25 protein-coding genes are annotated in these 26,778 nt (G+C 69.4%); 19 read left to right on the top strand and 6 right to left on the bottom strand.

The features are described 5' to 3' along the window. Positions 1–10 precede the first annotated feature (10 nt). The 13 genes from NS3_RS07955 to NS3_RS07895 all read left to right on the top strand — a co-directional run bounded on the left by NS3_RS07955 (position 11) and on the right by NS3_RS07895 (position 14,035). Positions 11–1,096 (top strand): ferredoxin--NADP reductase, encoded by a 1,086-nt coding sequence (locus NS3_RS07955; protein ID WP_084495155.1) that lies wholly within the window; start codon positions 11–13, stop codon positions 1,094–1,096. Positions 1,097–1,214: 118 nt separating this feature from the next. Then, the gene (locus NS3_RS07950; protein ID WP_067855989.1) at positions 1,215–2,414 is read left to right on the top strand and encodes a 3-ketosteroid-9-alpha-monooxygenase, oxygenase component; all 1,200 of its coding nucleotides are present in this window, start codon (positions 1,215–1,217) and stop codon (positions 2,412–2,414) included. A gap of 43 nt (positions 2,415–2,457) precedes the next feature. Next, positions 2,458–3,642 (top strand): acyl-CoA dehydrogenase family protein, encoded by a 1,185-nt coding sequence (locus NS3_RS07945; protein WP_067855986.1) that lies wholly within the window; start codon positions 2,458–2,460, stop codon positions 3,640–3,642. 26 nt (positions 3,643–3,668) lie between these two features. Further along, the gene (locus NS3_RS07940) at positions 3,669–4,604 is read left to right on the top strand and encodes a VOC family protein (protein ID WP_067855983.1); all 936 of its coding nucleotides are present in this window, start codon (positions 3,669–3,671) and stop codon (positions 4,602–4,604) included. Continuing rightward, positions 4,604–6,259 (top strand): flavin-containing monooxygenase, encoded by a 1,656-nt coding sequence (locus NS3_RS07935; RefSeq protein ID WP_067855980.1) that lies wholly within the window; start codon positions 4,604–4,606, stop codon positions 6,257–6,259. The genes NS3_RS07940 and NS3_RS07935 overlap by 1 nt, the downstream gene beginning before the upstream one ends. Before the next feature lie 32 nt (positions 6,260–6,291). Continuing rightward, positions 6,292–7,236: an alpha/beta hydrolase gene (locus NS3_RS07930; protein ID WP_067856244.1), complete on the top strand. Its 945-nt coding sequence runs from the start codon at positions 6,292–6,294 to the stop codon at positions 7,234–7,236. Continuing rightward, on the top strand, positions 7,233–8,120 hold the full coding sequence (locus NS3_RS07925; protein ID WP_067855976.1) for an SDR family NAD(P)-dependent oxidoreductase: 888 nt from the start codon (positions 7,233–7,235) through the stop codon (positions 8,118–8,120). Before NS3_RS07930 ends, NS3_RS07925 begins: the two co-directional genes overlap by 4 nt. Then, on the top strand, positions 8,120–9,004 hold the full coding sequence (locus NS3_RS07920) for an SDR family NAD(P)-dependent oxidoreductase (RefSeq protein ID WP_067856241.1): 885 nt from the start codon (positions 8,120–8,122) through the stop codon (positions 9,002–9,004). Before NS3_RS07925 ends, NS3_RS07920 begins: the two co-directional genes overlap by 1 nt. Beyond that, the gene (locus NS3_RS07915) at positions 9,001–10,953 is read left to right on the top strand and encodes a flavin-containing monooxygenase (RefSeq protein WP_067855973.1); all 1,953 of its coding nucleotides are present in this window, start codon (positions 9,001–9,003) and stop codon (positions 10,951–10,953) included. The genes NS3_RS07920 and NS3_RS07915 overlap by 4 nt, the downstream gene beginning before the upstream one ends. A gap of 11 nt (positions 10,954–10,964) precedes the next feature. Further along, a complete protein-coding gene (locus NS3_RS07910; protein ID WP_084495154.1) occupies positions 10,965–12,230 on the top strand; it encodes an NADH:flavin oxidoreductase in 1,266 nt (421 codons plus the stop codon). Positions 12,231–12,282: 52 nt separating this feature from the next. Further along, positions 12,283–12,831, top strand: a complete 549-nt coding sequence (locus NS3_RS07905) for a flavin reductase family protein (RefSeq protein ID WP_084495153.1) — start codon at positions 12,283–12,285, stop codon at positions 12,829–12,831. After that, positions 12,828–13,088 (top strand): hypothetical protein, encoded by a 261-nt coding sequence (locus NS3_RS07900; RefSeq protein WP_067855970.1) that lies wholly within the window; start codon positions 12,828–12,830, stop codon positions 13,086–13,088. Before NS3_RS07905 ends, NS3_RS07900 begins: the two co-directional genes overlap by 4 nt. An 83-nt stretch (positions 13,089–13,171) precedes the next feature. Further along, entirely contained in the window at positions 13,172–14,035 is an 864-nt protein-coding gene (locus NS3_RS07895) for an alpha/beta fold hydrolase (RefSeq protein ID WP_067855967.1), read from the top strand. Positions 14,036–14,163: 128 nt separating this feature from the next. Here NS3_RS07895 and NS3_RS07890 read toward each other — a convergent pair whose 3' ends face one another. Beyond that, complete coding sequence (locus NS3_RS07890; protein WP_084495152.1) at positions 14,164–14,931, bottom strand: Dabb family protein; 768 nt, start codon at positions 14,929–14,931, stop codon at positions 14,164–14,166. Continuing rightward, positions 14,924–15,271, bottom strand: coding sequence for a hypothetical protein (locus tag NS3_RS07885; protein ID WP_067856233.1), 348 nt, complete (start codon positions 15,269–15,271; stop codon positions 14,924–14,926). The genes NS3_RS07890 and NS3_RS07885 overlap by 8 nt, the downstream gene beginning before the upstream one ends. A gap of 165 nt (positions 15,272–15,436) precedes the next feature. On the opposite strand from NS3_RS07885, the gene NS3_RS07880 reads away from it, so the two are divergent. Next, positions 15,437–16,030: a PadR family transcriptional regulator gene (locus NS3_RS07880; protein ID WP_174550444.1), complete on the top strand. Its 594-nt coding sequence runs from the start codon at positions 15,437–15,439 to the stop codon at positions 16,028–16,030. 30 nt (positions 16,031–16,060) lie between these two features. On the opposite strand, the gene NS3_RS07875 is transcribed toward NS3_RS07880, so the two are convergent. The 3 genes from NS3_RS07875 to NS3_RS07865 form a co-directional block, all read right to left on the bottom strand. Beyond that, positions 16,061–16,837 carry an IclR family transcriptional regulator gene (locus NS3_RS07875; RefSeq protein ID WP_067855964.1) on the bottom strand — a complete coding sequence of 259 codons (777 nt, stop codon included), beginning with the start codon at positions 16,835–16,837 and terminating at the stop codon, positions 16,061–16,063. A gap of 167 nt (positions 16,838–17,004) precedes the next feature. Next, positions 17,005–17,439, bottom strand: a complete 435-nt coding sequence (locus tag NS3_RS07870; RefSeq protein ID WP_067855961.1) for a beta/alpha barrel domain-containing protein — start codon at positions 17,437–17,439, stop codon at positions 17,005–17,007. 106 nt (positions 17,440–17,545) lie between these two features. After that, entirely contained in the window at positions 17,546–18,220 is a 675-nt protein-coding gene (locus NS3_RS07865; protein ID WP_084495151.1) for a TetR/AcrR family transcriptional regulator, read from the bottom strand. 142 nt (positions 18,221–18,362) lie between these two features. Between NS3_RS07865 and NS3_RS07860 the strand changes: the two genes are divergently transcribed. The 4 genes from NS3_RS07860 to NS3_RS07845 all read left to right on the top strand — a co-directional run bounded on the left by NS3_RS07860 (position 18,363) and on the right by NS3_RS07845 (position 24,283). Then, positions 18,363–19,214 carry an SDR family oxidoreductase gene (locus NS3_RS07860; protein WP_067855958.1) on the top strand — a complete coding sequence of 284 codons (852 nt, stop codon included), beginning with the start codon at positions 18,363–18,365 and terminating at the stop codon, positions 19,212–19,214. Positions 19,215–19,459: 245 nt separating this feature from the next. After that, positions 19,460–20,707: an ABC transporter substrate-binding protein gene (locus NS3_RS07855; protein WP_067856227.1), complete on the top strand. Its 1,248-nt coding sequence runs from the start codon at positions 19,460–19,462 to the stop codon at positions 20,705–20,707. Positions 20,708–20,744: 37 nt separating this feature from the next. Continuing rightward, positions 20,745–23,555 carry a branched-chain amino acid ABC transporter permease/ATP-binding protein gene (locus NS3_RS07850; protein WP_067855955.1) on the top strand — a complete coding sequence of 937 codons (2,811 nt, stop codon included), beginning with the start codon at positions 20,745–20,747 and terminating at the stop codon, positions 23,553–23,555. After that, entirely contained in the window at positions 23,552–24,283 is a 732-nt protein-coding gene (locus NS3_RS07845; RefSeq protein WP_067855952.1) for an ABC transporter ATP-binding protein, read from the top strand. Before NS3_RS07850 ends, NS3_RS07845 begins: the two co-directional genes overlap by 4 nt. Before the next feature lie 101 nt (positions 24,284–24,384). Here NS3_RS07845 and NS3_RS07840 read toward each other — a convergent pair whose 3' ends face one another. Further along, positions 24,385–24,888 (bottom strand): nuclear transport factor 2 family protein, encoded by a 504-nt coding sequence (locus NS3_RS07840; RefSeq protein WP_067855949.1) that lies wholly within the window; start codon positions 24,886–24,888, stop codon positions 24,385–24,387. A 153-nt stretch (positions 24,889–25,041) separates the two neighbouring features. On the opposite strand from NS3_RS07840, the gene NS3_RS07835 reads away from it, so the two are divergent. Continuing rightward, positions 25,042–26,739 carry a 3-ketosteroid-delta-1-dehydrogenase gene (locus NS3_RS07835; RefSeq protein ID WP_067856224.1) on the top strand — a complete coding sequence of 566 codons (1,698 nt, stop codon included), beginning with the start codon at positions 25,042–25,044 and terminating at the stop codon, positions 26,737–26,739. The last annotated feature ends 39 nt before the right edge of the window (positions 26,740–26,778 follow it).

Genomic DNA, 26,778 nt, shown 5'->3' with positions numbered 1-26,778 from the left:
AGGAGGGCGGATGTCCACGGATACGAGTGCCGATCGAGAGGTCCTCGCGGACTCGGCGACGGCGACGGCGAACTCGCCCGGGCGCCGTGTCCGGGTGATCGAGGTGATCGAGGAAACGGCCGACGCGCGGTCCTTCGTCGTCGAACCGCTCGGCGACGAGTTCGGCGCGAGCTACCGGGCCGGGCAGTTCCTCACCGTCCGGGTGCCCGACATCGGCACCGGCGCCGCGCGCTGCTATTCACTGTCGAGTTCGCCACACGCCGATCCGTCGATGAAGTTCACTGTCAAGCGAGTGGCGGACGGCCACGGGTCCAACTGGCTGTGCGACAGCGTCGCCGCGGGAGACGAGCTGGAGGTGCTGCCCCCCGCGGGCACCTTCACCCCCGCGTCGCTGGACGAGTCGGTGGTGCTGGTGGCGGGCGGCAGCGGCATCACCCCGGTCATCTCGATCGCGAAGTCCATCCTGTTCGCGGGCAGCGGCGACGTCGTGCTGATCTATGCCAACCGGGATCAGGACTCGGTGATTTTCGCCGAGGAGCTGCGCGCGCTGGAAAGCCGTTTCGCCGAACGATTGTCGGTTCTACACGTGCTGGAACGGGTGCAGGGCTATCCGACGCGGCGAACGCTGTCGCTGCTCGTTCGGCCCTTCCTGGACCGGGCGGTGTACATCTGCGGCCCGACGCCGCTGATGGATCTGACCGCCGCGGTGTGCGAGGCCGAGGGCTTGCCGGCCTCGCGGGTGCACTCGGAGCGGTTCCTTTCCCTGCAACGCGACCCGTTCGCACCGGAGGCCACCGAGCCGAGCGCCGACGAGGCGGGCGAGGTGGTGTGCCAGGTCGAGGTGAGCATCGACGGCGCCGAACACCAGGTGCCGTGGACAGCGGGGCGCAAGCTGCTCGACGCGTTGCTCGCCGCCGGCGTGGAGGCGCCGTACTCCTGCCGGGAGGGCGCCTGCAGCGCCTGCGTCTGCGCACTGACCAAGGGTCGAGTGCGCCTGGCGCGCAACGAAATTCTGACCGAGGACGACCTCGCCGACGGTTACATCCTGGCCTGTCAGGCCGAGCCGGTCAGCGACGAGATCGCGATCGAATACTGAGGCGCCGGATCGGTGTCCCACTCAGTAGGAGACGCGGGTCACACCGCCGATCGGGCTGCCAAGCTGATCACAGTGCACCGAGATTCGCGGTCGCAGCCCACCTGACCAGGAGGTATTCGTGACTTCCACGCCTGAAACCGGAGACCGGGTCCGTGTCATCGACACCGGCCGCCCGCCCGAGCGGTATGCCCGCGGGTGGCACTGCCTGGGTCTGGCTCGCGACTTCGCCGACGGGCGACCGCACCAGGTCTCCGCGTTCGGCACCGAACTCGTCGTGTTCGCCGGGGAAGACGGAAAGCTGAACGTGCTCAACGCCTTCTGCCCGCACATGGGCGGCAATCTGGCGCACGGCACAGTGAAGGACAACACGATCGCCTGCCCGTTCCACGACTGGCGCTGGCGCGGCGACGGCAAGTGCGCCGGGATTCCCTATGCCCGTCGGGTGCCGCCGCTGGCGCGCACCAAGTCGTGGCCGACGATGGTGGTCAGCGGGCAGTTGTTCGTCTGGCACGACCCGCAGGGCCGCAAGCCTCCGGCCGAGCTGGCCATCCCGGAGATTCCCACCTACGGGGACCCGGGCTGGACGGACTGGGTGTGGAACTCGATCCTCGTGGAGGACTCACACTGCCGCGAGATCGTCGACAACATCGTGGACATGGCGCACTTCTTCTATGTGCACTACGGCATGCCGACCTTCTTTCGCAATATCTTCGAAGGCCACACCGCCACGCAACTCATGCGTTCGCGACCCCGGCCGGACGCGGTGGGGGTCAGCCAGAACGCCACCGATCTGAGCGTCGAGAGTCGTTCCGACGCCGCCTATTACGGCCCGTCCTACATGGTGGACAAGCTGTGGAGCGCCCAGTACTCCGACCGTGACGAGCCGAACATCTACCTGATCAACTGCCACTACCCGATCACCCCGACCTCGTTTCGGCTGCAATACGGCGTGATCGTGGAGAAGCCGGCGGGCATGGACGACGAGACCGCGAACGCGATGGCCGCCGCCGTGGGCCGGGGCATCGCGATCGGCTTCGAGCAGGATGTCGAGATCTGGAAGAACAAGGCGCGCATCGACAATCCGTTGCTGTGCGAGGAGGACGGCCCGGTCTACCAGCTGCGCCGCTGGTACGAGCAGTTCTATGTCGATGTCGAGGACATCGAGCCGGAGATGGTCAACCGGTTCGAGTTCGAGATCGACACCGAACGCGCTCTGCAGAACTGGCAGGCCGAGGTGGACGCCAACCTGGCCGCCGGGCGCAGCGCCATCGCCCCGAACCTCGCCGCCCGCCACCAGGCCGCCCCCGCCGGTTCCTGACGATCAGCACTTCCCTTTCCCGCTTCACGGACCAGGAGTTCCGATGTCCCACACCGTCCTCGACAATATCGTCGCCCGCGCCGACGAGCTGCGCGCCGGCGCGGAGGAATCCGATGCGCTCGGCCGCCTGACCGACGGCATGGCCGGGCAGCTCAAGGAGGCCGGCATCATCCGGCTGCTGCAGCGCAAGAAGTACAACGGCTTCGAGGCGCATCCGCGCGAGTTCGCCGAAACCGTCATGACGACCGCCAGTATCTACGGCTCCGCGGGCTGGATCGGCGGCATCGTCGGCGTGCACCCCTGGCAGCTCGCCTTCGCCGACCCGAAGGTGCAGGACGAGGTGCTCGGCACCGACAGCGACACCTGGCAGGCCTCGCCCTACATGCCGGGCGGGGTCGCGGTGCCCACCGACGGCGGCTACATCATGAACGGGCGCTGGCAGTTCTCCTCCGGCACCGATCACTGCGACTGGATCTTCCTCGGCGCCATGGTCGGCGGCCCGGACGGCAAGCCGCTGATGCCGCCGCACGGCCTGCACGTGATCCTGCCCCGCGCGGACTACGAGATCGTGGCGGACTCCTGGGATGTGGTCGGTCTGCGCGGCACAGGCAGCAAGGACATCGTCGTCAAGGACGCCTTCATCCCGAGTTACCGGGTGATGGATTCGGCGAAGGTGATGGACGGGCGCGCGGCGCAGGAGTACGGCGTCACCGAGACGCTGTACAAGATGCCGTGGTCCACCATGTTCCCGCTGGGCATCACCTCGGCGACCATCGGCATCTGTGAGGGCGTGCTCGCCGCCGGCATCGCCTACCAGCGCAACCGCGTCGGGGCCACCGGCGCCGTCGTCAAGGACGACCCCTACGTGCTGCACGCGCTGGGCGAGTCCGCCTCGGAGATCGACGCTTCCCGTCAGCAATTGCTGGCCAATGTCGATCGCATCTACGACATGGTCGACCGAGGCGAGACGATCGACTTCGATACCCGAGCCCAGGTGCGCCGCGATCAGGCGCGCGTCGCGTGGCGCGCGGTCCGCGCCGCCGACGAGGTCTTCGACCGGGCGGGCGGCAACGCATTGCGGATGGACAACCCGCTGCAGCGGTTCTGGCGCGACGCCCATGCCGGACTGCACCACGCCATCCACGTCACCAGCACCACCTACCACGCCGCCGCGCTGGCGTCGCTGGGCGTGGAGGTCCCGTCGGGACCGCTGCGCGTGATGATCTGACCGGTTCGAGAGGAACGCGAGCAACGATGACCGAAATCAAGGGGCTCGGCTACGTCCGTGTTCTCGCCACCGACATGGACCGCTGGCGCGAACTCGGTTTCGAGGTGCTGGGATTCGCCCCGGGCTTCGGCCCGGAATCCGATGCCCTGCACTTCCGTATGGACGAACGACCGGCCCGCATCACCGTCGAACGCGGGGATGCCGACCGCGTGACCGCCGTCGGCTGGGAAGTCCGCGACGGACTCGCGCTGCGCCGGCTGGCCGACCATCTGCGCGGCACCGGATTCGAGATCACCCCGATGCCGCAGGAACTGGCCGACCGCCGCAAGGTCGAGGCCGGGTTCAGCATGAAAGATCCCGGCGGCGCCCCGCTCGAGTTCTTCCACGGACCGGTGCTCGAGCACAGTCCGGTGCTGACCGGGTACGGTCAGCGTTTCGTCACAGGACAGCAAGGCATGGGCCACGTGGTCATGCCGACGACCAACTTCGACGAGTCCTTCGCCTTCTACAACGAGACGCTGGGCTTCCTGTCCCGCGGCGCGTTCCGGATGCCCACTGCGCCGGGAGCCCCGCCGATGCGGATCCGGTTCCTGGGGGTCAACCAGCGCCACCACAGCCTGGCGATCATGCCCAGCCTGCATGGGCGGGATCCGGGGCTGATTCATGTGATGGTCGAGGTGGACGAGCTCGACGCGGTCGGCCGTGCTTACGACCAGGTCCTGGCCCGAGATTTCCCGGTGTCCTCGACCTTGGGCAGGCACACCAACGACAAGATGATCTCCTTCTACGTCCGGGTGCCCGGCGGCTGGGACATCGAGTACGGCTACGGCGGCAAGCTCGTCGACGAAACCTACTACACCGCAGAAGAAATCACCGCGGACAGCTACTGGGGCCACGAGTGGATGTGGATGCGGGAGATGAGACAAGCCCAGCAGGCTCAGACGGCCCGGACCGCTCAGTGATGACGACCTCATCGAGGGAAGTGAATCTTGTGACTACTCAGGACAGCGATTTCGACGCCGTCGTCGTCGGAGCGGGAATCTCCGGCCTGTACGCGGTGTACAAACTACGCGGCCGCGGAATGCGCGTGCACGGTTTCGAATCCGCCGAAGACGTGGGCGGCACGTGGTACCACAACCGGTATCCGGGCGCCCGCTGCGACGTCGAAAGCGTCGACTACTCCTACTCTTTCGACGAGGAGTTGCAGCAGGAGTGGACCTGGTCGGAGCGGTTCGCGACGCAGGAGGAGATCCTGCGCTACCTCGAGCACGTCGCCGACCGGCACGATCTGCGCTCGGCCTACGACTTCCTGACCAGGGTGAGCGCCGCATCCTACGACGAGCGGACCCGGCTTTGGACGGTCTCCACCGATACCGGCAAGACCGTCACGGCGCGCTTCTGCATCCTGGCGACAGGCGTGCTGTCGGCGACCAACACCCCAGACATCCCGGGCCGCGACACCTTCGGCGGCGAGATCTACCACACCGGCGAATGGCCGCACGAGCCGATCGATTTCACCGGGAAGCGGATCGGCGTCATCGGCACCGGCTCCTCCGCCATCCAGGCCATCCCGGTGATCGCCGAGCAGGCCGAACACCTCTATGTCTTCCAGCGCACGCCGAACTACTCGATCCCGGCGGGCAATCGCCCGCTCGATCCCGGCTACCTGGCCGAAGTGAAAGCGAACTACGCCGAACGCCGCAGGTTGTCGCGGGTCAGTGGCGGCGGCACCCCGAACAGCCCGTACCCCAAGGGCGCGCTCGAGATCGATGCCGCCGAGCGGACCCGGATCTACGACGACTGGTGGCAGCGCGGCGGTTATCTGTTCGCGAAGGCTTTCCCGGATCAGACGACGAACCTGGCCGCCAACGACACCGCGCGCGAGTACGTCGAGGCCAAGATCCGCGAGATGGTGCGCGACCAGGAGCTCGCCGACCAGCTGATCCCGAACGATCACCCGATCGGTACCAAGCGCATCGTCACCGACAGCGGCTACTTCCAGACCTACAACCGCGACAACGTCACCCTGGTGAACCTGCGCCGCACCCCGATCGAGCGGATCACCGAGACCGGCGTGCGGACCTCGGAGGCTTCCTACGACCTGGACGTGCTGATCTTCGCCACCGGCTTCGACGCCATGACGGGCTCGATGTCGAGGATCGACATCCGCGGCCGCGACGGCCGGGAACTGCGCGAGGAGTGGGCGGCCGGCCCGCGGACCTACCTCGGCCTCGCGGTCGCGGGCTTCCCCAACATGTTCATCCTCACCGGGGCGGGCAGCCCCAGCGTGCTGGCCAACATGGTGCTGATGGCCGAGCAGCACGTGGACTGGATCGCGGGCTGCCTGGACCACCTCGACGAGCACGGGTTCACCACCGTCGAGGCGACCGAGGAAGCGGTCGACGAGTGGGTGACCGAGTGCAACGAGAAGGCGGCGGCCACCCTGTTCCCCTCCGCGAATTCCTGGTACATGGGCGCGAACATCCCCGGCAAGCCGCGCGTATTCATGCCCTACATCGGCGGATTCGGCAACTACAACGCGATCTGCGCCGAAGTTGCCGCCGCTGGTTACAAGGGCTTCGAGCTGGGCGGCGCCCCGGCCCCGGCAGCGGGCTGACCGCTATCAACGACGAGAAGGACGTGGTCGAGATGGGCGGACAGCGACGGTCCGACCTGCATCCGGATGTCGAGGCGATGCTCTCGGCGCTGGAATCGTTCCCCGACGTGACCCGGCACGAGGCGGCCGAGTTGCGGGAGATCATCGTGTCCCGGCGCGCGCCGCTGACCCGGCAGCCGCAGATGCGGCGGGCTGAGGACAAGGTCATCGAGGGGCCCGGCGGTGATCTGACGCTGCGAGTGTATGTGCCCGAGGTACAGCGGGACGCGCCGCTGCCGGTGGTGGTCTTCGCGCACGGCGGCGGATTCGTCTTTTGCGATCTGGACAGCCACGACGAGTTCTGCCGGTCGATGGCCGCTGCGGTCGGGGTCGTGGTGGTCTCGGTCGACTACCGGCGCGCTCCCGAACATCCTGGGCCCGCGGCGATGGAGGACGTGTACGCGGCCCTGGTGTGGGCGAACGCGCACGCCGCCGAGTTCGGCGGCGACCCGGAGCGGATCGCGGTGGCAGGCGACAGCGCGGGCGGCAATCTGGCGGCCACGGCGAGCCTGGCCGCCCGCGACCGCGGCGGCCCGCGCATCACTGCCCAGATCATGCTCTACCCGGTGATCGACGACGACTTCACCACCGAGTCCTACCGGCGCTACGGCGAGGGCTACTACAACACCACCACGGCCATGCGCTGGTACTGGCAGCAGTACGCTCCGCACGGCACCGACAGCCCGTATCTGGTTCCGAGCAAGGCCGATTCGCTGGCCGGTCTGCCGCCCGCGGTGGTGGCGACCGCCGAGCTCGACCCGCCGTGCTCGGCCGGGGAGGACTACGCCCGCAGGCTCGTCGAGGCCGGGGTGCCGGTCACCGCGCACCGCTTCGACGGGCTCTTCCACGGATTCCTGACCTTCCCCAGCCTCGCACTGACCGGCCCGGCGCGTGAACAGGTCTGGACGATGATGCGCGACGTGCTGGAGGCGTCATGACACAGCGACTCACCGGCAAGCGAGCCCTGGTCACCGGCAGCAGCCGGGGGATAGGGCGGGCCGTCGCGCAGCGGCTGGCCGCCGAAGGCGCGACCGTGGCCGTCACGGCCCGCTCGCAGGATCCGAGCCCGTCGATCCGGGACGGACAGACCCAGGTGCTCTCCGGCACCCTGGCCGAGACGGTGCGCCTGATCGAGGCCGCGGGCGGCCGGGCGATCGCGATCCCGGCCGACCTCGAGGACGCCGAGCAGCGCGCCGGCTTGGTCGACCGCGCCGCCGAGGAACTCGGCGGCCTCGACATCCTGGTCAACAACGCCGGATTCGCCGACTACAGCGCCATCGAGAAGATGAGCGACGCGACGTTCCACCGGACGGTCCAGCACTACCTCGAGGTGCCGTTCGTGCTCAGCCGCGCGGCGATCCCGCACCTGCGCGAGCAGGGCGCGGGCTGGATCGTCAACATCGGATCGTCGACCGGGCTCAGCCCCATCCGGCCGTTCCGCGAGTACAACAAGACCTCCGGCGACGTCGTCTACGCCTCGGTCAAAGCCGCGCTGCATCGCTTCACCCAGGGGCTGGCCGCCGAATTGCTGGACGAGAACATCGCGGTCAACGCGGTGGGGCCGTCGACGGCGATCATGACCCCCGGCGCGGCGGCGCTGCTGCCGCAGGGCTACGACACCGAGCCGGTCGAATACCTCGCGCAGACGGTGCTCGAGATGTGCACCGCACCGGCCGCCGATCGTACCGGGCTGGTCGCTTTCAGCCTGCATTACCCGTATGCGACGGGCACCCCGGTGCGCTCGCTGGACGGCCGCACCGAACTGCCGCGCCGGGAACCCCCGGCGTGGTCGAACCCGAATATCCGGCCGGAGGGCGTGTGATGGGCAGCTGTGCGCAGGAACGCTTCTCGCGCGGCACCGCCGTGGTCACCGGCGCTGCCGCCGGTATCGGCCGCGGCCTGGCCGACCATCTCGGGGCGCTGGGCATGACGGTGGTCGTCGCCGATATCGACGAGCGCCGCGCCGCGGAGGCCGCCGCCGAGATCGTCGCCCGCGGCGGCGCGGCCGAGGGGCACGGCGTCGACGTGGCCGACGAGCAGCAGGTCGAGGCCTTGGCGGCGGCGGTCTTCGCTCGCCACGGCAGTGTCGAACTGCTGATCAACAACGCGGGCATCGAATCGGCGGGGCTGCTGTGGGAGATCGATTCCACCCGGTGGCGCCGGCTGATGCAGATCAACGTCGACGGCGTCTTCTACTGCGTGAAATCGTTCGTGCCGCGCATGATCGCGGCGGGGAAGCCGACATGTGTCGCCAACCTCTCCTCGGTCGGCGGCCTCAACACCGTCGCCGTCCAATCGCCCTACATCGTCAGCAAGTTCGCGGTGCAGGCGATGACCGAATGCCTGCACCAGGATCTGTCGATCATCGGCGCCCCGATCCAGGTCAGCGCCGTGGTGCCGCACTCGATCCGCAGCGAGATCTTCCTCGCCGCCCAGCGCGACGCGCCCACCACGAACCCGACCGCCAATGCCGTGTTCGCCGCGATGCAGCGCGACAACGTCGAGAAGGGGCTCGATCCGCTCGACGCCGCCGAGCACATGATCGAGCAGATCGCGCGCGGCGACTTCTGGGTCTTCTCCGACGACGCGATGTGCGCTGCGTCGGCGACCCGGCGCGGCGAACAGTTGCGCACCCTCAGCCCACCCGCGAACCCACGAGACATGCTCGCCCGGATGGGCGTTCCACTTCCGGAAGGTAGCTCATGACCGACACCGTCGTCGCCGGCGTCTCCGCCGCGTCCGAAGCCGCACTGCACCAGGCCATCGCGGAATGTGAACCGGCCCCGCTGCTCATGTCGATGGTGCACGTGACCGGCGATCCAGGGCTGCTCGACGAGTTCGGCGCGGGCCTGACCATCGAGGAACCCGGCAACCACTACCGCACCGGTGTCGCGCCGGCCGTGCCGCCGGGCACCTACCCCGAGGACGTCGCCGAGGCGATCCGCGCCCGAGCCCGCGAGGTGCTGACCCCGGACGCGGTCGCCACCCTCGATGTACCCGACGAGGAGCTGTTCCGGCGGATGGCCACCATCTGCACCTCCCAGCGCGTGGACGCCGAATTCGTCCCGCTGCTGCTCGAGCAGTCCGGTTTCCGGCAGGATCCGCGCCGTGTCCCGGTGACGGTGACCCCGCCCGCCGATTTCGACGTGATCGTGATCGGCGCGGGCATCGTCGGCATCAACGCCGGAATCAAGCTGGGTGCAGCGGGATTCGGCTACACCATCTTCGAGGAACGCGACGATATCGGCGGCACCTGGCACCGCAACACCTATCCCGGCGCGGCGGTGGACACCCCGAGCCACTACTACTCCTACTCGTTCGAACTGAACCCGAACTGGTCGCGCTACTACCCGACCGGCCCCGAGTATCAGAACTACCTGCTCGATGTGGTGGCGAAGTACCGCCTGCGCGAGCACATCCGGTTCGGTACGCGGGTGCGTTCGGCGACCTGGCTCGAGGACGACAAGCGGTGGGAGGTCGTCACCGAGGACCGTGTGGGTCTGCGCACCCGGCACCGGGCCCGTGCGGTGGTCACCGCGCTGGGCATGCTCAACGAGCCCAACATCCCGGACGTGCCGGGGACGGACACCTTCGCGGGCACGATCGTGCACACCGCGAACTGGGACACGAGTCTGGATCTACGCGGTAAGCGGGTGGTGGTGCTCGGCACCGGCTGCACCTCGGTGCAGGTCGTGGCCGACATCGTCGACGAGGTGGAAACCCTGGATGTCGTCGTGCGCAGCCCGCACTGGCTGGTGCCGGAGAAGACCGTCGGCGGCGACGTGCCCGACGGCGAGAAGTGGGCGATGGCACATCTGCCGTTCTACGACAAGTGGTTCCGGTTGCGCACGTACTGGTTCGCCTCCGACAACCTCTACCCGCTGCCGCGTATCGACAAGGAATGGGCGGCTACCCACGTGTCCGCCTCGCCCGCCAACGACATGGTGCTGCGTACCGCGCTGGAGTACCTGCGCAAGAGTTTCTCCGACCGCCCGGATCTGATCGAGAAGCTGACCCCGGACTTCCGCCCGTACGCCAAGCGGATCGTGAAGGACCCCGGATTCTTCGCGGCGCTGAAGCGCGAGCACGTGAGGTTGCACCGCGCCTCGTTCCGCGAGATCACCCCGGAGGGCGTGCACACCACCGACGGCGAATTCGTCCCCGCCGATGTGATCATTCTGGCGACCGGATTCGAGCTGCAGTTCACCACCACCATCGACATCACCGGCCGGGACGGGCGGACGCTGGCGCAGGTCTGGAAGGGCGGCGAGGACCCGCGGGCCTACCTCGGGGTCCAGGTGGCCGGATTCCCCAACCTCTTCGTCACCGCCGGCCCCAACTCCGCACCCAATCACGGTGCGGGACACAACATCACCGGCGAAGAGCAGGTCCACTACCTCATCGAGTGCCTGCAGTACCTGCTGGAGAACGACCTTGCCGCCATGGACGTCACCCAGGAGGCACTCGACGAGTACAACCGCCGCGTCGACGAAGCGCTCGACGAGACGGTGTGGGTGCACCCGGGTGCGGAGGTCAACGGCTACTACCGCAACAGCGCGGGCCGGGCGGTCGTGCCGTGCCCGTGGCGCCTCGTCGACTACTGGACGATGCTGCGCGAGCCGCATCCCGAAGACCTCACGTTCATCTCGCACTGAAAGGCACCGTTGTGACCACAGCCCCTGTCCCCGATGTGCTCGCCCCGGCTCGGCTCGGTCCGGTTAGCCTGCGCAATCGCATCATCAAATCCGCCACCTTCGAACACATGACGCCCGGCGCGCTGGTCAGCGACCAGCTCGTCGAATTCCACCGGCAGGTCGCCGCGGGTGGCGTCGGCATGACGACGGTCGCCTACTGCGCCGTGGCCCCGGAGGGCCGCACCGAGGCCGATCAGATCTGGATGCGGGAGGAGGCCGTGCCCGGCCTGCGCGAACTCACCGACGCGGTACACACCGAAGGTGCGGCGATCTCGGCGCAGATCGGCCACGCAGGCCCGGTCGCGAGCGCCAAATCCAACGGGTTGCCCGCGCTCTCGGCCTCCCGGCGGGTCAGCCCGATGGGCCCGCAGGTCACCCATGCCGCCACCCTGGCCGACATCGCCCGCATCCGCACCGCGCACGGCACCGCCACCCGGCTGGCCGTCGAGTCCGGATTCGACGCCGTCGAGATCCACTTCGGGCACAACTACTTCGCCAGCTCGTTCCTGAGCCCGGTGCTCAACAAGCGCAAGGACGCCTACGGCGGATCGCTGCGCAACCGGGCCCGGCTGCTGCGCGAGGTCGCCGCCGAGGTGCGTGAAGCCTCCGACGGCCGGATCGCGGTGCTGGCCAAGCTGAACATGGACGACGGCGTGCCCGGCGGCTTCTGGCTCGACGAGGCGGTGCAGGTGGCGCAGTGGCTCGAGGAGGACGGCAGCCTCGACGCCATCGAGCTGACCATCGGCAGTTCGCTGCTGAATCCGATGTACCTGTTCAAGGGTGACGCGCCGCTGACCGAATTCGCGGCCGTGATGTCGCCGCTGATGAAGTTCGGCGTCAAGCTGGCGGGCAAGTTCTTCCTGCACAACTACCCCTACCAGGACCTGTTCATGCTGGAGGCGGCCCGCCAGATCCGGGCGAATGTCTCGATGCCGCTGGTGCTGCTGGGCGGAATCACCGACAAGGCTTCGATGGACGTCGCGATGGCCGAGGGCTTCGAGTTCGTGGCGATGGCGCGGGCGCTGCTGCGCGAGCCCGACCTGATCAACAAGATCCAGGCCGATCACGAGGCGAAGTCGCTGTGCATCCACTGCAACAAGTGCATGCCGACCATCTTCTACGGAACCCACTGTGTGCTGGCGACACCGCGCACCTCGGTGCCGCTGGGCGCACCCGCGATGCCCGCCGCCGGTACGGCGGCTGTTCCGGCCGACGGGAAAGACCCGGCCGGGACGTGAGCGGGACCGATACCGTCACCGCGTGTGTTCGTCGATCCATGAGGAGCAGGGGATGACCTCCATCAGCAGCGAATTCGGCACCACCCCGACCGGGGCGGCCGGGGACCTCCCGGAACTGGATCCGGCTCTGATGCGCACCGTGCTGGGGCATTTCGCCACCGGCGTCGTCGCGATCACCGGCATCGATCCGCAGACCTCGGTCCCGACCGGCCTGGCCGCGAACTCGTTCACCTCGGTGTCGCTCGACCCGCCGCTGATCGCCTTCTGTGTGGCCGCGACCAGCACGTCCTGGCCGCGAGTCCGCGCGGCGGGCCACTACACGGTGAACATCCTGTCCGCGGCGCAGGAGCCGGTGTGCCGTCAGCTGGCGGCGCGCGGAGCCGAGAAGTTCCGCGGCATCGAATGGCAGCCCTCGCCGGCCGGGGCGCCGATCCTCACCGATTCCCTGGCCTGGATCGAGGCCGAGCTGGAGGCCGAGCATCCGGCGGGTGACCACACCATCGTGGTCTCCCGGGTGCGTCATCTGTACGCCACGGACCTGGCGCCGCTGATCTTCTTCCGCGGTCGCTACGGCGGCGTCGGTCCGGCGGAGTCGCGATGACCATGCGTCCGCTCGACTGCGAGCTCTGCGGTCAGCGCGTGCTGATCGAGAAGTTCAGTCCCGCGCACACTTCGGTCCAGTGGGTCGGCGCCGCGAGCCGGTGCCCGGTCATCGCGGCCCAGAGCCGTGGTGTCGGACACCAGGAACGCGGATGCGAGGCGTTGCATCGCACCATCGACCGCGCGGTGCGCGCGCACGCGCTGCCCGAGTCGCGTATCGAACTGCCCGTAGGCGACGCCATTCCGCGCCTGCACTGAGCCGCGCGGCGGGCGCCGGAACGGCGTGCCGCTCACCGGGAATTCGCTCGAGGAGGCGGCCGCCGAGGTGGCAGGCTCGGGGCATGAGTACAACGGTCGAATCCAGTGTCGTTCCCGAGCTGCGGGAGCTGTCCACCGAGCACGGCGTGCTGCGCTACCGCGAAACCGGCGACGGCCCGCCCCTGCTCCTGCTGCACGGCTCCGGCCCCGGCGTCACGGGGTGGCGCAACTTCGGCGCCAACGTCCCGGTCTTCGCCGAGCACTACCGCACTCTCGTCCTGGAATTCCCCGGCTTCGGGGTCAGCGACGACTTCGGCGCGCCGCACCCGATGATGTCCGCCCAGCAGGCGGTGGCCGCCTTCCTGGACGGGCTCGGCCTGGATCGGGTGCGGATCATCGGCAATTCCATGGGCGGCTTCGTCGCCACCGGCTTCGCCCTGGCCGACCCGGAGCGGGTGGACCGGCTGGTCACCATCGGCGGGATCGGGACGCCGCTGTTCAGCTCCGCTCCCGGCGAGGGAATCATCCGGCTCGGCGAGTTCGTCGAGAACCCGACCCGCGAAGCCCTCATCGCCTGGCTGCACTCCATGGTCTACGATCCGGCGCTGGTCACCGAGGAACTGATCGAGCAGCGCTGGGAGCAGGCCACCGATCCGGCGACACTGGAGAACTCCCGCCGCATGTACGGCCGGGCCGCGCTGGCGCGGATGGCCGACGCGGCCCGTGCCGCCGAGACACCCGGATGGGCCGAACTCGGCAAGATCACCGCGCCGGTGCTGGTCACCTGGGGCCGCGACGACCGGGTCAGCCCAGTCGACATGGCGCTGCTGCCGATGCGCACCCTGCGCAACGGCGAGGTGCACATCTTCCCCAACTGCGGGCACTGGGTGATGATCGAGCAGAAGCAGGCGTGGGAAGCCGTCGTGCTGGCCTTTCTTGCTCGCTGACACGCAGCCCGCCGACGCCGGCCCCCGCCGATACTCGGTCGGTTGGCCGGCCGGCCGGTCCGCTGACGCAATGCTCGCCCGTGCTCGGCCCGCCGAGGCTCTGCCGGCAGACATCGGCCCCTCGGTGCCTAGCCTCTTCGGGCGGCGAGGGGAAACTCCGACGTCGCGTCGGCAACTGGCGCTGCGTCGGCAACTGGCGCCGCGTCGGCAACCGGCGCTGCGTCGATGACCGGCATTGCGTCGATAACAGGCGCAGAGATCGCGCAGAAGCTGTGGCAGATCCGGTCCTTGACGATCTGCTCGGGGCATTCCGGGTCGAACCATCGGTCCACGTGACCCCAGTGGATCGGGTGGTGCATATAAGGCCCGAGCAGCTCGTCCACATCGGCGAACTCCTGCTCCCACACGTGCGTCCATCGCGCGGCGCCGGTGGCGTGCCGGACCGGGCTCAGCTGCCAGGCCAGGATGGCCGGGATGTGCTCGGGCATCTGCAGGGTGCCGTGCTCGAATCGGCGCACCTGGGCCGTGTCGGCCGCGTCGTCCACGCGCAGCAGCAGTGTCCGGTAGATCCGGGACGGGCCCGCGTCCTGGCGGCGCCCGGCGTGTGCGTCGCTCGCAGGCCCGCTCTCGTACTCCACCGCGTCGACGTGCCCGATCGCGGACCCGGAGGTCGCCTCGTCGATCGCGGCGCGGTGTCGCGCCCACTCCGCCGCGGAGCCGAACTGTAGGTGCGCCAGCACATCCCCGCCGTTGCGCACGCCGGGCAGGGTGCGCGCCACCAGCGTGTGCCGCGCGTCGGCGGACTTCGCCGCCGAGGTCAGGCGCTCGATGGTCGTCGCGGCGGCCGTCTCGTCGCCGGGATCGGCCAGGTGCAGCAAGCGGGTCACCTTATACATCGCACAGTCCTTCCACGTCCTCGGCGCGGCTCGCCATCGAGCGGGAGCGCTCGACGATCATCGGAGCCATCGATTCCCACCACCTTGCGGGCGCGGTGTCGTGCCTGCCCGCGACCGCGGCGGCCCACCACGCCGCCGTGCCGGACACTGTCCAGGTGGCGGTGACGGTGTTCGTCTCGTCTTCGATCCAGGCAGGCGGGCTCACCAGGATGCGTTCCAGCTCCAGCCCCCTGTCCCGGGCGCCCGGCGCGTATTCGGTGAGGTAGGCGTCGATGAACGCCCGTGCCGTGCCGGGTCTGAGTACGACTCGGTCGATGATGTACAGGATGGGCTCGTCCATGGATCGAACGTAAGCGCCTGGCCGGGTGCCGGACTTCCGCTGTCCCGGTGGCCGGGAGTCGGTGGCCCCGAGTACCCTTGCCGCCCTTGTAGGCTGCCGAGCGTGACCGGCGAAGACGACGATTCCTACCCCGGACTACCCGCGACGAGCTGGGCGGTGCTGGGCATGCTGTCCTTCGGCGAGGAGCTGACTGGCAACGACCTGAAGAAATGGGCGGACTGGAGCATCGGCTTCTTCTACTGGAGCCCGTCGGTGAGCCAGGTCTACGCGGAGCTGAAGAAGCTCGAGGAGCTCGCCCTGGTGCGTTCCCACGTGGTCGCCGACGAAGGGGTGCGCGGCCGGCGGCTGTACGGCATCACCGATGTCGGGTTGCGGGCGCTGCGGAACTGGTCGCGCGACGCCGAGGTGGACATGCCGGTGCTCAAACACGGTGTCATGCTGCGGCTGTGGATGGGGCATCTGCACGATCCGGACCATCTGAAGCGGATCGTGCACACGCACATCGACAATCTGCGCGAACAGGCGCGCCGGGCCGCGCGGCACGCCGATCGCTCCGAGCCGGAGCCGGGCTGGGCGTTCACCCAGATGAGCCTGCGGTGGTCGCAGCGCTACTTCGAGGCCGAGATCGCGCTGGCCGAGCAGTTGCTCGAAGACATCGACGAGGCGGCCGCGCGCTACCGCGAGTCGGCGGTGCGCGACGACAACGATCTGCCGGTGCCCCGGCATCCGGGGATCTGGCGCACGGTAGGGGAGGACTGACCCCACAGCGGCGGCTCAGCCGGCGCCGGCTCAGCCCTCGGCGAGCACGCTCGGAGCGGTCGGCAGGGAACGCAGGATATTGCGACGCTGGAGGGTCGGGGTGACCCGCACCCCGGAGTTCATGCTGCGCCAGATGGCGTGCGCGGTCAGTTGCACCGGCGTGGTCATCCTGCTGTCGAAGGGCATCCGGCTCAGCGGGCCGCAGATCGACACCGCGGTGGTCGCCTCCCCGACCGGGCCGATCGGGGCGGCGATACAGCCGAAGCCCTGCAGTGCGCCGTTGCGCTCGACGGCGTAGCCGAGGTCCCGGATCATCGCGTCGCCCGGCTCGTTGCGCCCGCCCGCGGCGAGCAGCGCCTTGCCCAGCGCCGACTTCGCGGCGGGCAGCCTGCCGCCGACCCGGGTCGGCACGTGCGCGGCGAGGCGGCCGCCGATCTTGTCCAGATAGACGACGTCCGTGCCGTCGAGCACCGCCAGGTGCACCACCATTCCGGTGGTGCGGTAGAGGTGCTGCAGGTGCTCGACGGAGGCGGCGTGCACCCGATCCTGGTGCACCGCCAGCGAGCCCAGCTCGACCAGCCGGATGCCGAGGCTGTAGTTGCGGCCCTCCCGGCGCAGCCACCGGAGCTGGACCAGCCGGTCCAGCATCCGGTGGGCCGAGGAGCGCGGCAGGCCGGTCCGCGCCACGACTTCGGCCAATCCCAAACTCTCCCGCCCGTCGAAGGCGTCGAGGACGAGCGACAGCCGGTCGAGGAGGGCGCTGGGGGTGTTGGTCTCGTCGGGTCGCATGTCCTGCACGATCGTCATGCGCTGACTCCTTTGTCACACGTGCCACTGCTCGGGCACTTCCTGCTCCGCCACGGCGCTGCTCGCGCATGCACTGCTCTCGCACTTCAGCGCTCTCGCACTTCAACGCTCTGACATGGCTATTTCTATTAGGAATATGCCACATCTCCGGCGGTCTGTGAAGCAGGTCACGAGGAAACGGCGGTCAGCGGCAGATCTACCGCGGTCTTCGGCGCTCCCGGGCTCGCCGGCGGGCACCGGGTCCCGGTGAAGACGCCGGCCGCGCACAGGTTGCAGTGGATGCACAGCGATTCCTTCGCCGACTCCGCCTGGATGCGGTTGATCAGGTCCGGCTCGCGCAGCAGGGCGCGGGCCATCGCCACGAACTCGAATCCGTCCTCCATCGCGGCATTCATGCCCGCCAGGTCGGTGACCCCGCCGAGCAACACCAGTGGCATGGTCAGCGTGTCGCGGAACTGGCGGGCGTAGTCGCGGAAGTACAGCGGTTCGTAGCGGTATCGCTTGAACACGAAGCGGCCGAACATCTTCATGCCGAGCTCGACGATGCCGCGCTGGGTCTCGGCCATCTCGCGCACCGGCACGTCGCCGCGGAACAGGTACATCGGGTCCCTTCGAAGGTCGCCGACTTGATGATCCGGTTGCGCAATCGGATCGGGCCGAGGGTTGCGGGCGCGAGCGGGTCCGGGCGTTCGGATGTGGGGGAGGTGGTCATTGTGAATGTCCTTGTCCGGGAGGGGGAGTGGAGGGCTGGGAAGCTACGGCGGCATGGCGGTCGTGCAGGGTGGCGACGGGGGTGTGGATGTCCATCCAGCGCAACATCTCGTCGACCGAGTCGGCGCACTCGCCGTGGGCACCTGCCTCGGCCCACTCGACCAGCGCGGCGAAGGTCGCCGCCTGGTAGGCGGTCGCCAGCGCGCGGCAGATGGCCGGGGGTGCGTCGGGGAGCCGACGACAGATGTAGGTCGCGAGTGTGTCGATCCACGGGCGGTAGGCGTGTGGGGCGGTGGCCGCGAGTTCGGGCTCGGAGGAGATCAGGCGCAGCCAATCGGGGGCGACGCGACGGATCTGCGGGTCGTGGGAAACCGACTCCACGATCGCCGAGCGGATGACCACCGAGGGGTCGCCGTCGTCGCCCGCGGCGTCGAGAGCGCGGCTGAGGCGCTCGGTGGCCGGTGCCACGCCGAGCCAGGCGACATCGGCTCGGGACGAGAAGTGGCGGAGCAGCGTCCTGGTGCTGATTCCCGTCGCCTCGGCCAGATCGCTCCAGCTCGTGGTCGTGAAGCCGTGCTCGGACCACAGGCGCAGAGCGCCCGCGGCGATGGCTTGGGAGTCGAGAACGGAAGGTCGCCCGCGTCGGCGAGGAACGGAATCGCTTCGGGTCACATCGAGAGCTGACCATTATTGGCGAAGTGTGTCAATATTGCGTTCGTATTTCGCGGCGCACTGGTATCCGACGGGCGCCGGTATCCGAGACGCGCTGTATTCGACGGCGCAAGGCCGACGACCAGCAGAGAGCAGGTATTCGATGGGTGTCTATGTCGTGACCGGGGCTGCCTCCGGAATGGGGCGAGCGGTGGCGGACAAGCTGCGCGAGGCCGGGCACACGGTGGTCGGCGTCGATCTGCGCGACGTGGAGATCGTCGCCGATCTGTCTACCCCACAGGGGCGGCGCGCGGCGATCGACGGCGTGCTCGCCGCCGTGGACGGGCGCCTGGACGGCGCTGTGCTCGCGGCCGGGGTCGGGCCCGCTCCCGGCGCGGAACGTCCGCGGATGATCTACGAGGTGAACTACCGGGGCGCGGTGGAGCTGCTCGAGGGCTGGCGCGCGGCGCTGGCCGAGACCACCGACGCGAAGGTCGTCGTCTTCGGCAGCAACGCCACGACCACCACTCCGGCCGTCCCGGGCCGGGCGATCCGCGCGCTGCTGGCCGGCGACGTGGACAAGGCGCTGCGGGCCGTGCGGATCTTCGGTCGCAACGCACCCGCCATGGCCTACGGCGCGTCCAAGATCGCGGTCACGCGCTGGGCCCGCAGGCACGCGGTGACCGACGCCTGGGCCGGAGCCGGGATCCGGCTCAATGTGCTGGCCCCCGGCGCGGTGTTGACTCCGCTGCTGGAGAAGCAGCTGGAGACCCCGGCCGAGGCCGCGACGATCCGCCGTTTCCCGGTGCCGATCGGTGGCTTCGGCGATCCAGGCGACCTCGCGGACTGGGCGGTTTTCATGCTGTCCGATTCCGCTCGATTCCTGTGCGGCAGCGTGATTTTCGTCGACGGCGGCAGCGATGCCCACTTCCGGGCCGACGACTGGCCGCGCGCCGTCCCGCTGCGCAAGCTGCCCGGCTACCTGCGGCGTTTCCGCGCGACCGGCAACCGCTGAGCCGAACTCCGCCCTGCTCCGGCCCGTCGTGGGTCTCCACGGTGGGCCGGAGTCGTCTTCTTTCGTCCGAACATCGGGCCGTGGTCGCGTTTGTCCCGGTGACCGGGAAGTGGTCCTCGGGACCGGCCTCGCGATGGACACATAATCCCTGCGCCGCATCGATCGGTGATGTGGATCACGCGAGGACTTTCGTTGTGTCGGGGACCACCCGGTGCGGCCTCGCCTTCGGAGAGGAGAACCAGATCATGAGACTTGGTGGTCTGAGTCGTCAGCGGCGCGCGGTCGCCGTGATCGGCGCCGCCGCACTGTGCACCGCGCTCGCGGCGACAGGGTGCGCAGCCGACGACGAGTCGAACAACAACAGCGCGGTGGCAGGCGCGGCCACCACCTCGCTCCCGGACGACCCGGCGACCGGCGCGCCCGTGCGCATCGGCTTCGTGTCGACCGAGGGCGGCGCGGTGATCTCGCTGCCGGAGATGCGCGAAGGCGCCGAGGCGGCCGCCGAGTACATCAACAAGAACGCGGGCGGCATCGCGGGCAGGCCGATCGAACTGGTGGTCTGCAAGCAGCAGGAGGAGCCGACCTCGGCGACCAAGTGCGCCAACGAGTTCGTCGAGCAGAAGGTGGCCGCGGTGCTCTCGCCCGGCACCTCCCAGGGCGGCACGATCATGCCGATCGTCGCGGGCGCGGGTATCCCCTACGTCACGCTCAACGGCGTCTCGGCGCAGGAACTGACCTCGCCCGACTCCGCGGCGCTGTCGGCGGGTCTGCCCGGCACCATCACGGCGATGGCGACCGCGGCCGCGGACAAAGGCATGAAGACCTTCACCCTGTTCGCCAGTGACGGCGGCGGCATGGGCGCCATGGTGGACGCGATGGGCACGCCGATCTTCCAGGGGTCGGGCGTGGCGTTGAAGGTGGTGCCGATCCCGCTCGGCGTGCCGGATCCGACGCCGCTGGTGACCTCGGGCCTGTCCGGCAAGCCGGAGGGTGTCAGCGTGATCGCGGACGCCGCGACGTGCGCCTCCGTCTACAAGGCGATCCAGACCACCGACCCGGGTGTGCAGAAGGTCTTCATCCCGGTCTGCCTCGATCCGAACGTCACGGGCATCATCGGCATGGACTCGGTGACCGGCAGCACCGGCATCACCGCCACCGATTACCTGTCGGATCGTCCCGATTCGGTGCTCTACCGCTCGGTCCTGCAGGCCTACGCGCCCGGGGCGACGGTGACCGGGGCGGCCTCCTCCGGTTACCAGGTCGTCATGGCGCTGGCCCTGGCCACCGACGGCATCCAGGGCGAGGTGAACGCGGCGAGCATCCGCGAGGCGCTGCGGACCTCGAAGGGCGTCGAGATGCCCGCGGGCGGCGGCGTCACCTTCAGCTGCGACGGCACCGCCGTGCCGATGATGCCCTCCATCTGCTCGCGCCAGATGCTGATCGGCGAGATCGACGACCAGGGTGTGCCGGTGAACCTGAAGGTGACCGGATAGCCGACCCGGCAACCGTATTCGGCCAGGGAGATCTGCCATGACAGACCATCTTTCGTATCTCGTGCTCGGCCTCGGCAACGGGGCGGTGTACGCCGCGCTCGGGCTCGCGCTCGTGATGACCTTCAAGAGCTCCGGGGTGGTGAACTTCGCGACCGGCGCGGTCGCGCTCTACGCCGCCTACACCTACGCCCTGCTGCGCAAGGGTGAGCTGTTGGTCCCGATACCAGGGCTACCCGAGACGATCGATCTCGGCGGGCCGCTCGGGGTGGGTCCCGCCATGGCGATCTCCCTGGTCGCCGCCGCTGTGCTCGGACTGCTGTGTTACGCACTGGTCTTCCGTCCCATGCGCACGGCGTCGGTGATCGCCAAAGCTGTCGCCTCGATCGGTCTGATGATCGTGATCCAGGCCGTCATCGCGCAGCGCGCGGGAACCGGGCTGATCGCGGTGCAGCCGATCTTCGCGCTGGACACGTTTGCCTTGGGAGAGCGCACCGTGCCCGCCGACCGGGTCTGGCTGGCGGTGGCGGTGCTGGCGCTGGCCGCGGTGACGGCGCTGGTCTTCCGTTTCACCCGCTTCGGCGTGGCGACCGAGGCAGCAGCGGAGTCGGAGAAGGGTGCCTATCTGACCGGCCTGTCGCCGGACCGGATCGCGTTCGCCAACTGGGCGTTGTCCTCGGTGGTCGCCGGTCTCGGCGGCATCCTCATCGCCCCGCTGGTGGCGCTGAACCCGGTGGCGTACTCGCTGTTCATCGTGCCCGCGCTGGCGGCCACCCTGGTCGGCAACTTCGGCTCCATCTGGCTCACCGTCGCCGCGGGCATCACCATCGGCGCGCTGCAGGCCGAGGCCACCAACCTGCAGGGGCTCTACGACTGGTGGCCGAGAGCGGGTACGGCCGAGGCGATTTCGCTGCTGTTGATCCTGGGCTTCCTGGTGGTGAAGGGGCGTCCGCTGCCCGACCGCGGCTCGGTGATCCGCCAGACCCTCGGTCGGGCCCCGCGCCCGGACCACATCGCGGCCCCGATGCTGGTGGCGCTCGCCGTCGCGGTCGTCGCGCTGCTGGCCACATCGGGGAGCTATCGCGCCGCGATCGTCAGCAGCATCGTCTTCGCGGTTCTCGGGCTCTCGCAGGTGATCGTCACCGGCTACGCCGGACAGGTGTCGCTCGCCCAGCTCACCCTCGCAGGCGTCTCGGCCTACGCGCTCAGCGTGCTCGAGCAGCACCTGGGCATCCCGTTCCCGTTCGCGCCCATCGTGGCCGCGTTGTTCGCCACCGTCGTCGGCGTGGTGGTCGGACTGCCCGCGCTGCGGGTGCGCGGCCTGCCGCTCACCGTGGTGACCCTCGCGCTGGCGGTGTTCGTGGAGGCCTTCTGGTTCCGCAACCCCTCGCTCAACGGCGGGGTGCAAGGTGCGCCCATCGACACTCCGCGGCTGTTCGGCATCGATCTCGGTATCGGCGCGGGCGAGGCATACCCGCGACTGGCCTTCGGCCTGCTGTGCCTGGCGGTGTTGACCGCGGTCGGGCTCGGGGTGGCGTGGCTGCGCCGCAGCAGCCTCGGCACCGACATGCTGGCGGTACGCGCCAACGAGCGCTCCGCGGCGGCTGCGGGCATCGACGTCTCCCGTACCAAGCTCGTCACCTTCGCCATGGGCGCCTTCGTCGCCGGCCTCGGCGGTGCGCTGCTCGGATACCAGCAGACTCTGGCCACCCCCGAGCCGTTCACGGTGTTCCTCGGCATCTCGCTGTTCGCGGTGGTCTACGTCGCGGGCATCACCTCTATCACGGGCGGCATCCTGGCCGGCGTGATGGCGCCTGGCGGCATCGTCTATCTGCTGGTCGACCGGTTCCTCCACCTCGGCGACTACTACGCGGTGATCAGCGGCCTCCTGCTCGTCGTCACCGTCATGACCAACCCGGACGGCATCGCGAGCAAGCTGCCACGGATCCCGTGGCCGGTGATCCGGCGTCGTGCCCCCGCCGCCGACCCCGTCCCCGCCGCTGCGGCAGCCGTCCGGGCGACCACCGTCCGGGCGACGGCCGATCCCGCAGCGGCCGATCGGGGCGAGCCGATCCTGGCGGTGCGCGAGGTCAGCGTCACCTACGGTGCGGTCAAGGCAGCCACGGGCGTCACCTTCGATGTGCGCCCCGGCGAGATCGTCGGGCTCATCGGACCCAACGGCGCGGGCAAGACGACCGTCATCGACGCGGTCACCGGCTTCGCCGCCGCCACCGGGTCGGTGAGTCTGGCAGGCGAGGCGCTGGCCGGGCGGCCGCCGCACGCGCGCAGCCGGGCCGGTCTCGGTCGCAGCTTCCAGGATGTGGAGCTGTACGACGATCTGACGGTCGCCGAGAACGTTCGGGTAGGCGCGGCGCGTTCGCGGTCCGATCAGCCTGTGGCGGAGCGTGTTTCCCGCACACTGGCGGTGCTCGGGATCGGTGACCTCGCCGACCGCGAAGCGGGCCTGCTCTCCCAGGGACAGCGCCAGCTCGTGTCGATGGCACGGGTTCTCGCCGCCGAACCCGCGGTCGCGCTGCTGGACGAGCCTGCCGCCGGCCTCGACAGTGCCGAGAGCCGGTTGCTCGGCGAGAAGTTGCGCGCCGTCGCCGACGACGGCACCGCGATGCTGCTGGTCGACCACGACATGGAGTTGGTGCTCACGGTGTGCGACCGGGTCGTCGTGCTCGACCTGGGTACGGTCATCGCCTCCGGCACCCCCGAGGAGGTGCGCGCCCATCCCGACGTGCTCCGCGCCTACCTCGGCGTGCCCGCCGACACCGTCGACCTCGACGAGGAAGCCGTCCCGGAACTGCACACCCGCCCGCTCGCCACACAGGAGGCCCCGCTGTGACCACTCTGAAATGCCACGGTGTGACCGCCGGTTATCTGAAGGAGCGCCCGTGTGTGCGGGAGGTCGACCTGACCCTCGAGCAGGGTGAGATCACCTGTCTGCTCGGCCCGAACGGCGCGGGCAAGACCACCTTGCTGGCCACTCTGGCCGGCCTGCTCCCGCGTACCGGCGGCGAGGTGCTGGTCGACGGCAAGGACGTACGCAGCGGCCGCCCGCGCGACGCCGTGCGCGCCGGGATGGTGCTCGTGCCCGACGACCGGGCCTTGTTCCGGCAGTTGAGTACCCGGCAGAATCTGATGCTCGCGATCACCGAGCGCTCGCGGCGGGGCACCGGATTGGGGCAGGTACTGGAGTACTTCCCCGCACTGGAGAAGCGGCTGTCGGTCGACGCGGGCCGTCTCTCCGGTGGCGAGCAGCAGATGCTGGCCATCGGACGGGCGATTCTGCAGCGGCCCACCGTGCTGCTCATCGACGAGCTGAGCATGGGCTTGGCGCCGGTCATCGTCACCGAGATCCTGGATGTGCTGAAGCGACTCGCCGCTGCGGAGGGAACCAGCGTCCTGTTGGTGGAGCAGCACGTGCACCTGGCCCTCGGCGTCGCCGACAAGGCCGCCGTGCTGGTGCACGGGCGGATCGCCGATCACGGCGCCGCGGCGGAACTGCGCGAGGATCCCGGCCGGATCGAGCGCGCCTACCTCGGCGTGGAGTCGGCCACGGCCGCGCACTGAATCAGCCGACAACGACAGCGAGACTCCGAGGTGGCTTGCTGTCGTTGCCTGCTGTGCGCCGGTGTGAGCTTCGGCCGCAGCGAAGGCCGCCCAGGCGAAATTCAGGTTCGCGCCTGCTGCTTGCACCACTCCAGTTCGTCCGTGCTCAGGGTGCCCAGCTGCATGGCGCGCTGGATCCACTTCGGGACCAGCGCGACGAATTCGGCCGGATCATAGATGTCCTCCTCCTTGGAGAACTTGCCGTTGCCCGCGTAGGTGAGGATGCTGATGTTGTCCGCGCCCATGGCCGATCCGTCGCCGGGATCGCGCATCAGGTTGTTCAGCTTGACCACGATCACACCGTTGAGGTCGTCGATCAGGTGCCAGTAGTCGGGGAACGAGGTCATCGCCGCGCCGGGGAATCGCGCCAGCGTCGGTTCGACCCATGCCCAGATGGCGTCGTGTCCCTTCAGTACGCCGACCATCTGCTCGTGGTATTCGGCGTCGGGGGTGAACAGTTCGACGAATTCGCGCCAGCTGCCCTCCCCGGAAGCCGCGCGGGCGACCGTCGAATGCCACGACCGGTACGCCTCTTCCAGTTCTTGCCTGTTCCAGGTATTGCTCATGCCCGGACGGTAGCCACGCGGTGACCACCGGATCAGCCGTCGTTTCCGCTCAGTGGGACCTCCCGCTGAATGGAAGGCCGAGCCGATCGTCCGGCCGGTCGACCCTACGGTGGGATACCCCGGCCCGACCCTGTGAAAGTGGAGTTCCGAACCATGGCGAACAAGCCGATGCCCCCGCTGGCGACCGCCCGCGACACGACCGTCGATCTCCTCGTGGTGGGGTCGGGCACCGGCATGGCCGCCGCGCTCGCCGCGCACGAACTGGGGTTGTCCTGCCTGATCGTGGAGAAGACCGCCTATGTCGGCGGCTCGACCGCACGCTCCGGCGGCGCGTTCTGGATTCCGGGTAGCTCCATCCTGCCCGACAGCGGCGCGACCGCGATCGCCGAAGCCCAGACCTATATCGCTGCGGTAGTGGAGGATTCGGCCCCGGCCGAGCGCGGGCGGGCATTCCTCGACGCCGGCCCGGCCACCGTCGACATGCTGAAGCGGACCACGCCGATGCGGTTCTTCTGGGCGCGGGGCTACTCCGACTACCACCCGGAGGAGCCTGGCGGCCGGGCGGAGGGCCGCACCTGCGAGTGCCGCCCGTTCGACGCCTCGGTGCTCGGCGCCGAGCGGCCGCGGTTGCGTCCCGGCGTGATGGAGGCGCCGGTCCCGATGCCGGTGACCGGCGCGGACTACAAATGGATGAACCTGATCGCGCGCAAGCCGGCCAAGGCGCTGTCACGCATCCTGCGCCGGGCCGCGCTGGGCGTCGGCGGAATGCTGATCGGACGCGAATACCTGGCGGGCGGGCAGGCGCTGGCGGCAGGCTTGTTCGCCGGAGTGCTGCGAGCGGGCATCCCGGTGTGGACGGAGACCAGCCTGGTCCGTCTCGTCCAGGACGGCGACCGGGTCACCGGCGCGGTGCTGAACCAGGCGGGCGAGGAGATCACCGTGACCGCGCGCCGGGGCGTGGTGCTCGCCGCGGGCGGTTTCGACCACGACATGACCGCCCGGCACAAGTTCCAGTCGCCCTCGCTGCCCGAGGGCGCCAGCCTGGGCTCCGAGGCCAACACCGGCGACGCCATCGCCGCCGCTCAGGAACTCGGCGCGGGTGTCGCGCTGATGGATCAGGCGTGGTGGTTCCCCGCGTTCGCGCCGCTGCCCGGCGCCGCGCCGCAGGTGATGCTCGCCGAACGTTCCCTGCCCGGCTCGTTCGTGGTGGACCAGACCGGTCGCCGCTTCATCAACGAGGCCACCGACTACATGTCCTTCGGTCAGGCGCTGCTCGAGCGGGAGCGCGGGGGCGACCCGGTCGAGCAGATGTGGCTGGTGTTCGACCAACGCTACCGCGACAGCTACATCATGGCCGGGTCGGTGTTCCCCCGTCAGCCGCTGCCGAAGGCATGGTTCGAGGCCGGGCTCGCCCACCGAGCCGACGATCCCGCCGCGCTCGCCCGGGCGGTGGGCGTGCCGGAGGACGCGCTCGCCGAGACCTTCCGCAAGGTCGAGCAGTACTCTGCGAGCGGCACCGATCCGGAGTTCGGCCGCGGTGAGAGCGCCTACGACCGGTACTACGGTGACCCCACCGTCGGCCCGAACCCGAATCTCGCTCCGCTGTCCAAGGCGCCGTTCTACGCGGTGAAGATGATCCTCAGCGATCTCGGCACCTGCGGCGGCGTGGTCGCAGACCGGGAAGCGCGGGTACTGCGTGAGGACGGCAGCGTGATGGCGGGCTTGTACGCCATCGGCAACACCGCCGCCAACGCCTTCGGCTCCACCTATCCCGGCGCGGGCGCCACCATCGGTCAGGGCCTCGTCTACGGCTACATCGCGGCCAGGCACGCGGCGGCCACCGACCTCTGATCGCGGCCGGCGGCGAGGTCCTGCGCCATGCGTCCGGGC

The sequence above is a fragment of the Nocardia shimofusensis NBRC 100134 genome (assembly GCF_001613125.1).
In the GTDB taxonomy this organism is placed as follows: Bacteria; Actinomycetota; Actinomycetes; order Mycobacteriales; family Mycobacteriaceae; genus Nocardia; species Nocardia shimofusensis.
The sequence above is the reverse complement of the archived record's forward strand: the minus strand, read 5'-3'. Positions and strand labels throughout refer to the sequence as shown.

Bases quoted from the DNA above. Each gene is read 5' to 3' on its own strand.
- NS3_RS07905 (WP_084495153.1), top strand. From the start codon at position 12,283: ATGACCTCCATCAGCAGCGAATTCGGCACCACCCCGACCGGGGCGGCC.
- NS3_RS07930 (WP_067856244.1), top strand. From the start codon at position 6,292: ATGGGCGGACAGCGACGGTCCGACCTGCATCCGGATGTCGAGGCGATG.
- NS3_RS07920 (WP_067856241.1), top strand. From the start codon at position 8,120: ATGGGCAGCTGTGCGCAGGAACGCTTCTCGCGCGGCACCGCCGTGGTC.
- NS3_RS07890 (WP_084495152.1), bottom strand. From the start codon at position 14,931: ATGTATAAGGTGACCCGCTTGCTGCACCTGGCCGATCCCGGCGACGAG.
- NS3_RS07840 (WP_067855949.1), bottom strand. From the start codon at position 24,888: ATGAGCAATACCTGGAACAGGCAAGAACTGGAAGAGGCGTACCGGTCG.
- NS3_RS07870 (WP_067855961.1), bottom strand. From the start codon at position 17,439: ATGTACCTGTTCCGCGGCGACGTGCCGGTGCGCGAGATGGCCGAGACC.
- NS3_RS07895 (WP_067855967.1), top strand. From the start codon at position 13,172: ATGAGTACAACGGTCGAATCCAGTGTCGTTCCCGAGCTGCGGGAGCTG.
- NS3_RS07915 (WP_067855973.1), top strand. From the start codon at position 9,001: ATGACCGACACCGTCGTCGCCGGCGTCTCCGCCGCGTCCGAAGCCGCA.
- NS3_RS07885 (WP_067856233.1), bottom strand. From the start codon at position 15,271: ATGGACGAGCCCATCCTGTACATCATCGACCGAGTCGTACTCAGACCC.
- NS3_RS07850 (WP_067855955.1), top strand. From the start codon at position 20,745: ATGACAGACCATCTTTCGTATCTCGTGCTCGGCCTCGGCAACGGGGCG.
- NS3_RS07875 (WP_067855964.1), bottom strand. From the start codon at position 16,837: ATGACGATCGTGCAGGACATGCGACCCGACGAGACCAACACCCCCAGC.
- NS3_RS07940 (WP_067855983.1), top strand. From the start codon at position 3,669: ATGACCGAAATCAAGGGGCTCGGCTACGTCCGTGTTCTCGCCACCGAC.
- NS3_RS07900 (WP_067855970.1), top strand. From the start codon at position 12,828: ATGACCATGCGTCCGCTCGACTGCGAGCTCTGCGGTCAGCGCGTGCTG.
- NS3_RS07945 (WP_067855986.1), top strand. From the start codon at position 2,458: ATGTCCCACACCGTCCTCGACAATATCGTCGCCCGCGCCGACGAGCTG.
- NS3_RS07955 (WP_084495155.1), top strand. From the start codon at position 11: ATGTCCACGGATACGAGTGCCGATCGAGAGGTCCTCGCGGACTCGGCG.
- NS3_RS07935 (WP_067855980.1), top strand. From the start codon at position 4,604: ATGACGACCTCATCGAGGGAAGTGAATCTTGTGACTACTCAGGACAGC.
- NS3_RS07835 (WP_067856224.1), top strand. From the start codon at position 25,042: ATGGCGAACAAGCCGATGCCCCCGCTGGCGACCGCCCGCGACACGACC.
- NS3_RS07855 (WP_067856227.1), top strand. From the start codon at position 19,460: ATGAGACTTGGTGGTCTGAGTCGTCAGCGGCGCGCGGTCGCCGTGATC.
- NS3_RS07880 (WP_174550444.1), top strand. From the start codon at position 15,437: ATGCTGTCCTTCGGCGAGGAGCTGACTGGCAACGACCTGAAGAAATGG.
- NS3_RS07925 (WP_067855976.1), top strand. From the start codon at position 7,233: ATGACACAGCGACTCACCGGCAAGCGAGCCCTGGTCACCGGCAGCAGC.
- NS3_RS07860 (WP_067855958.1), top strand. From the start codon at position 18,363: ATGGGTGTCTATGTCGTGACCGGGGCTGCCTCCGGAATGGGGCGAGCG.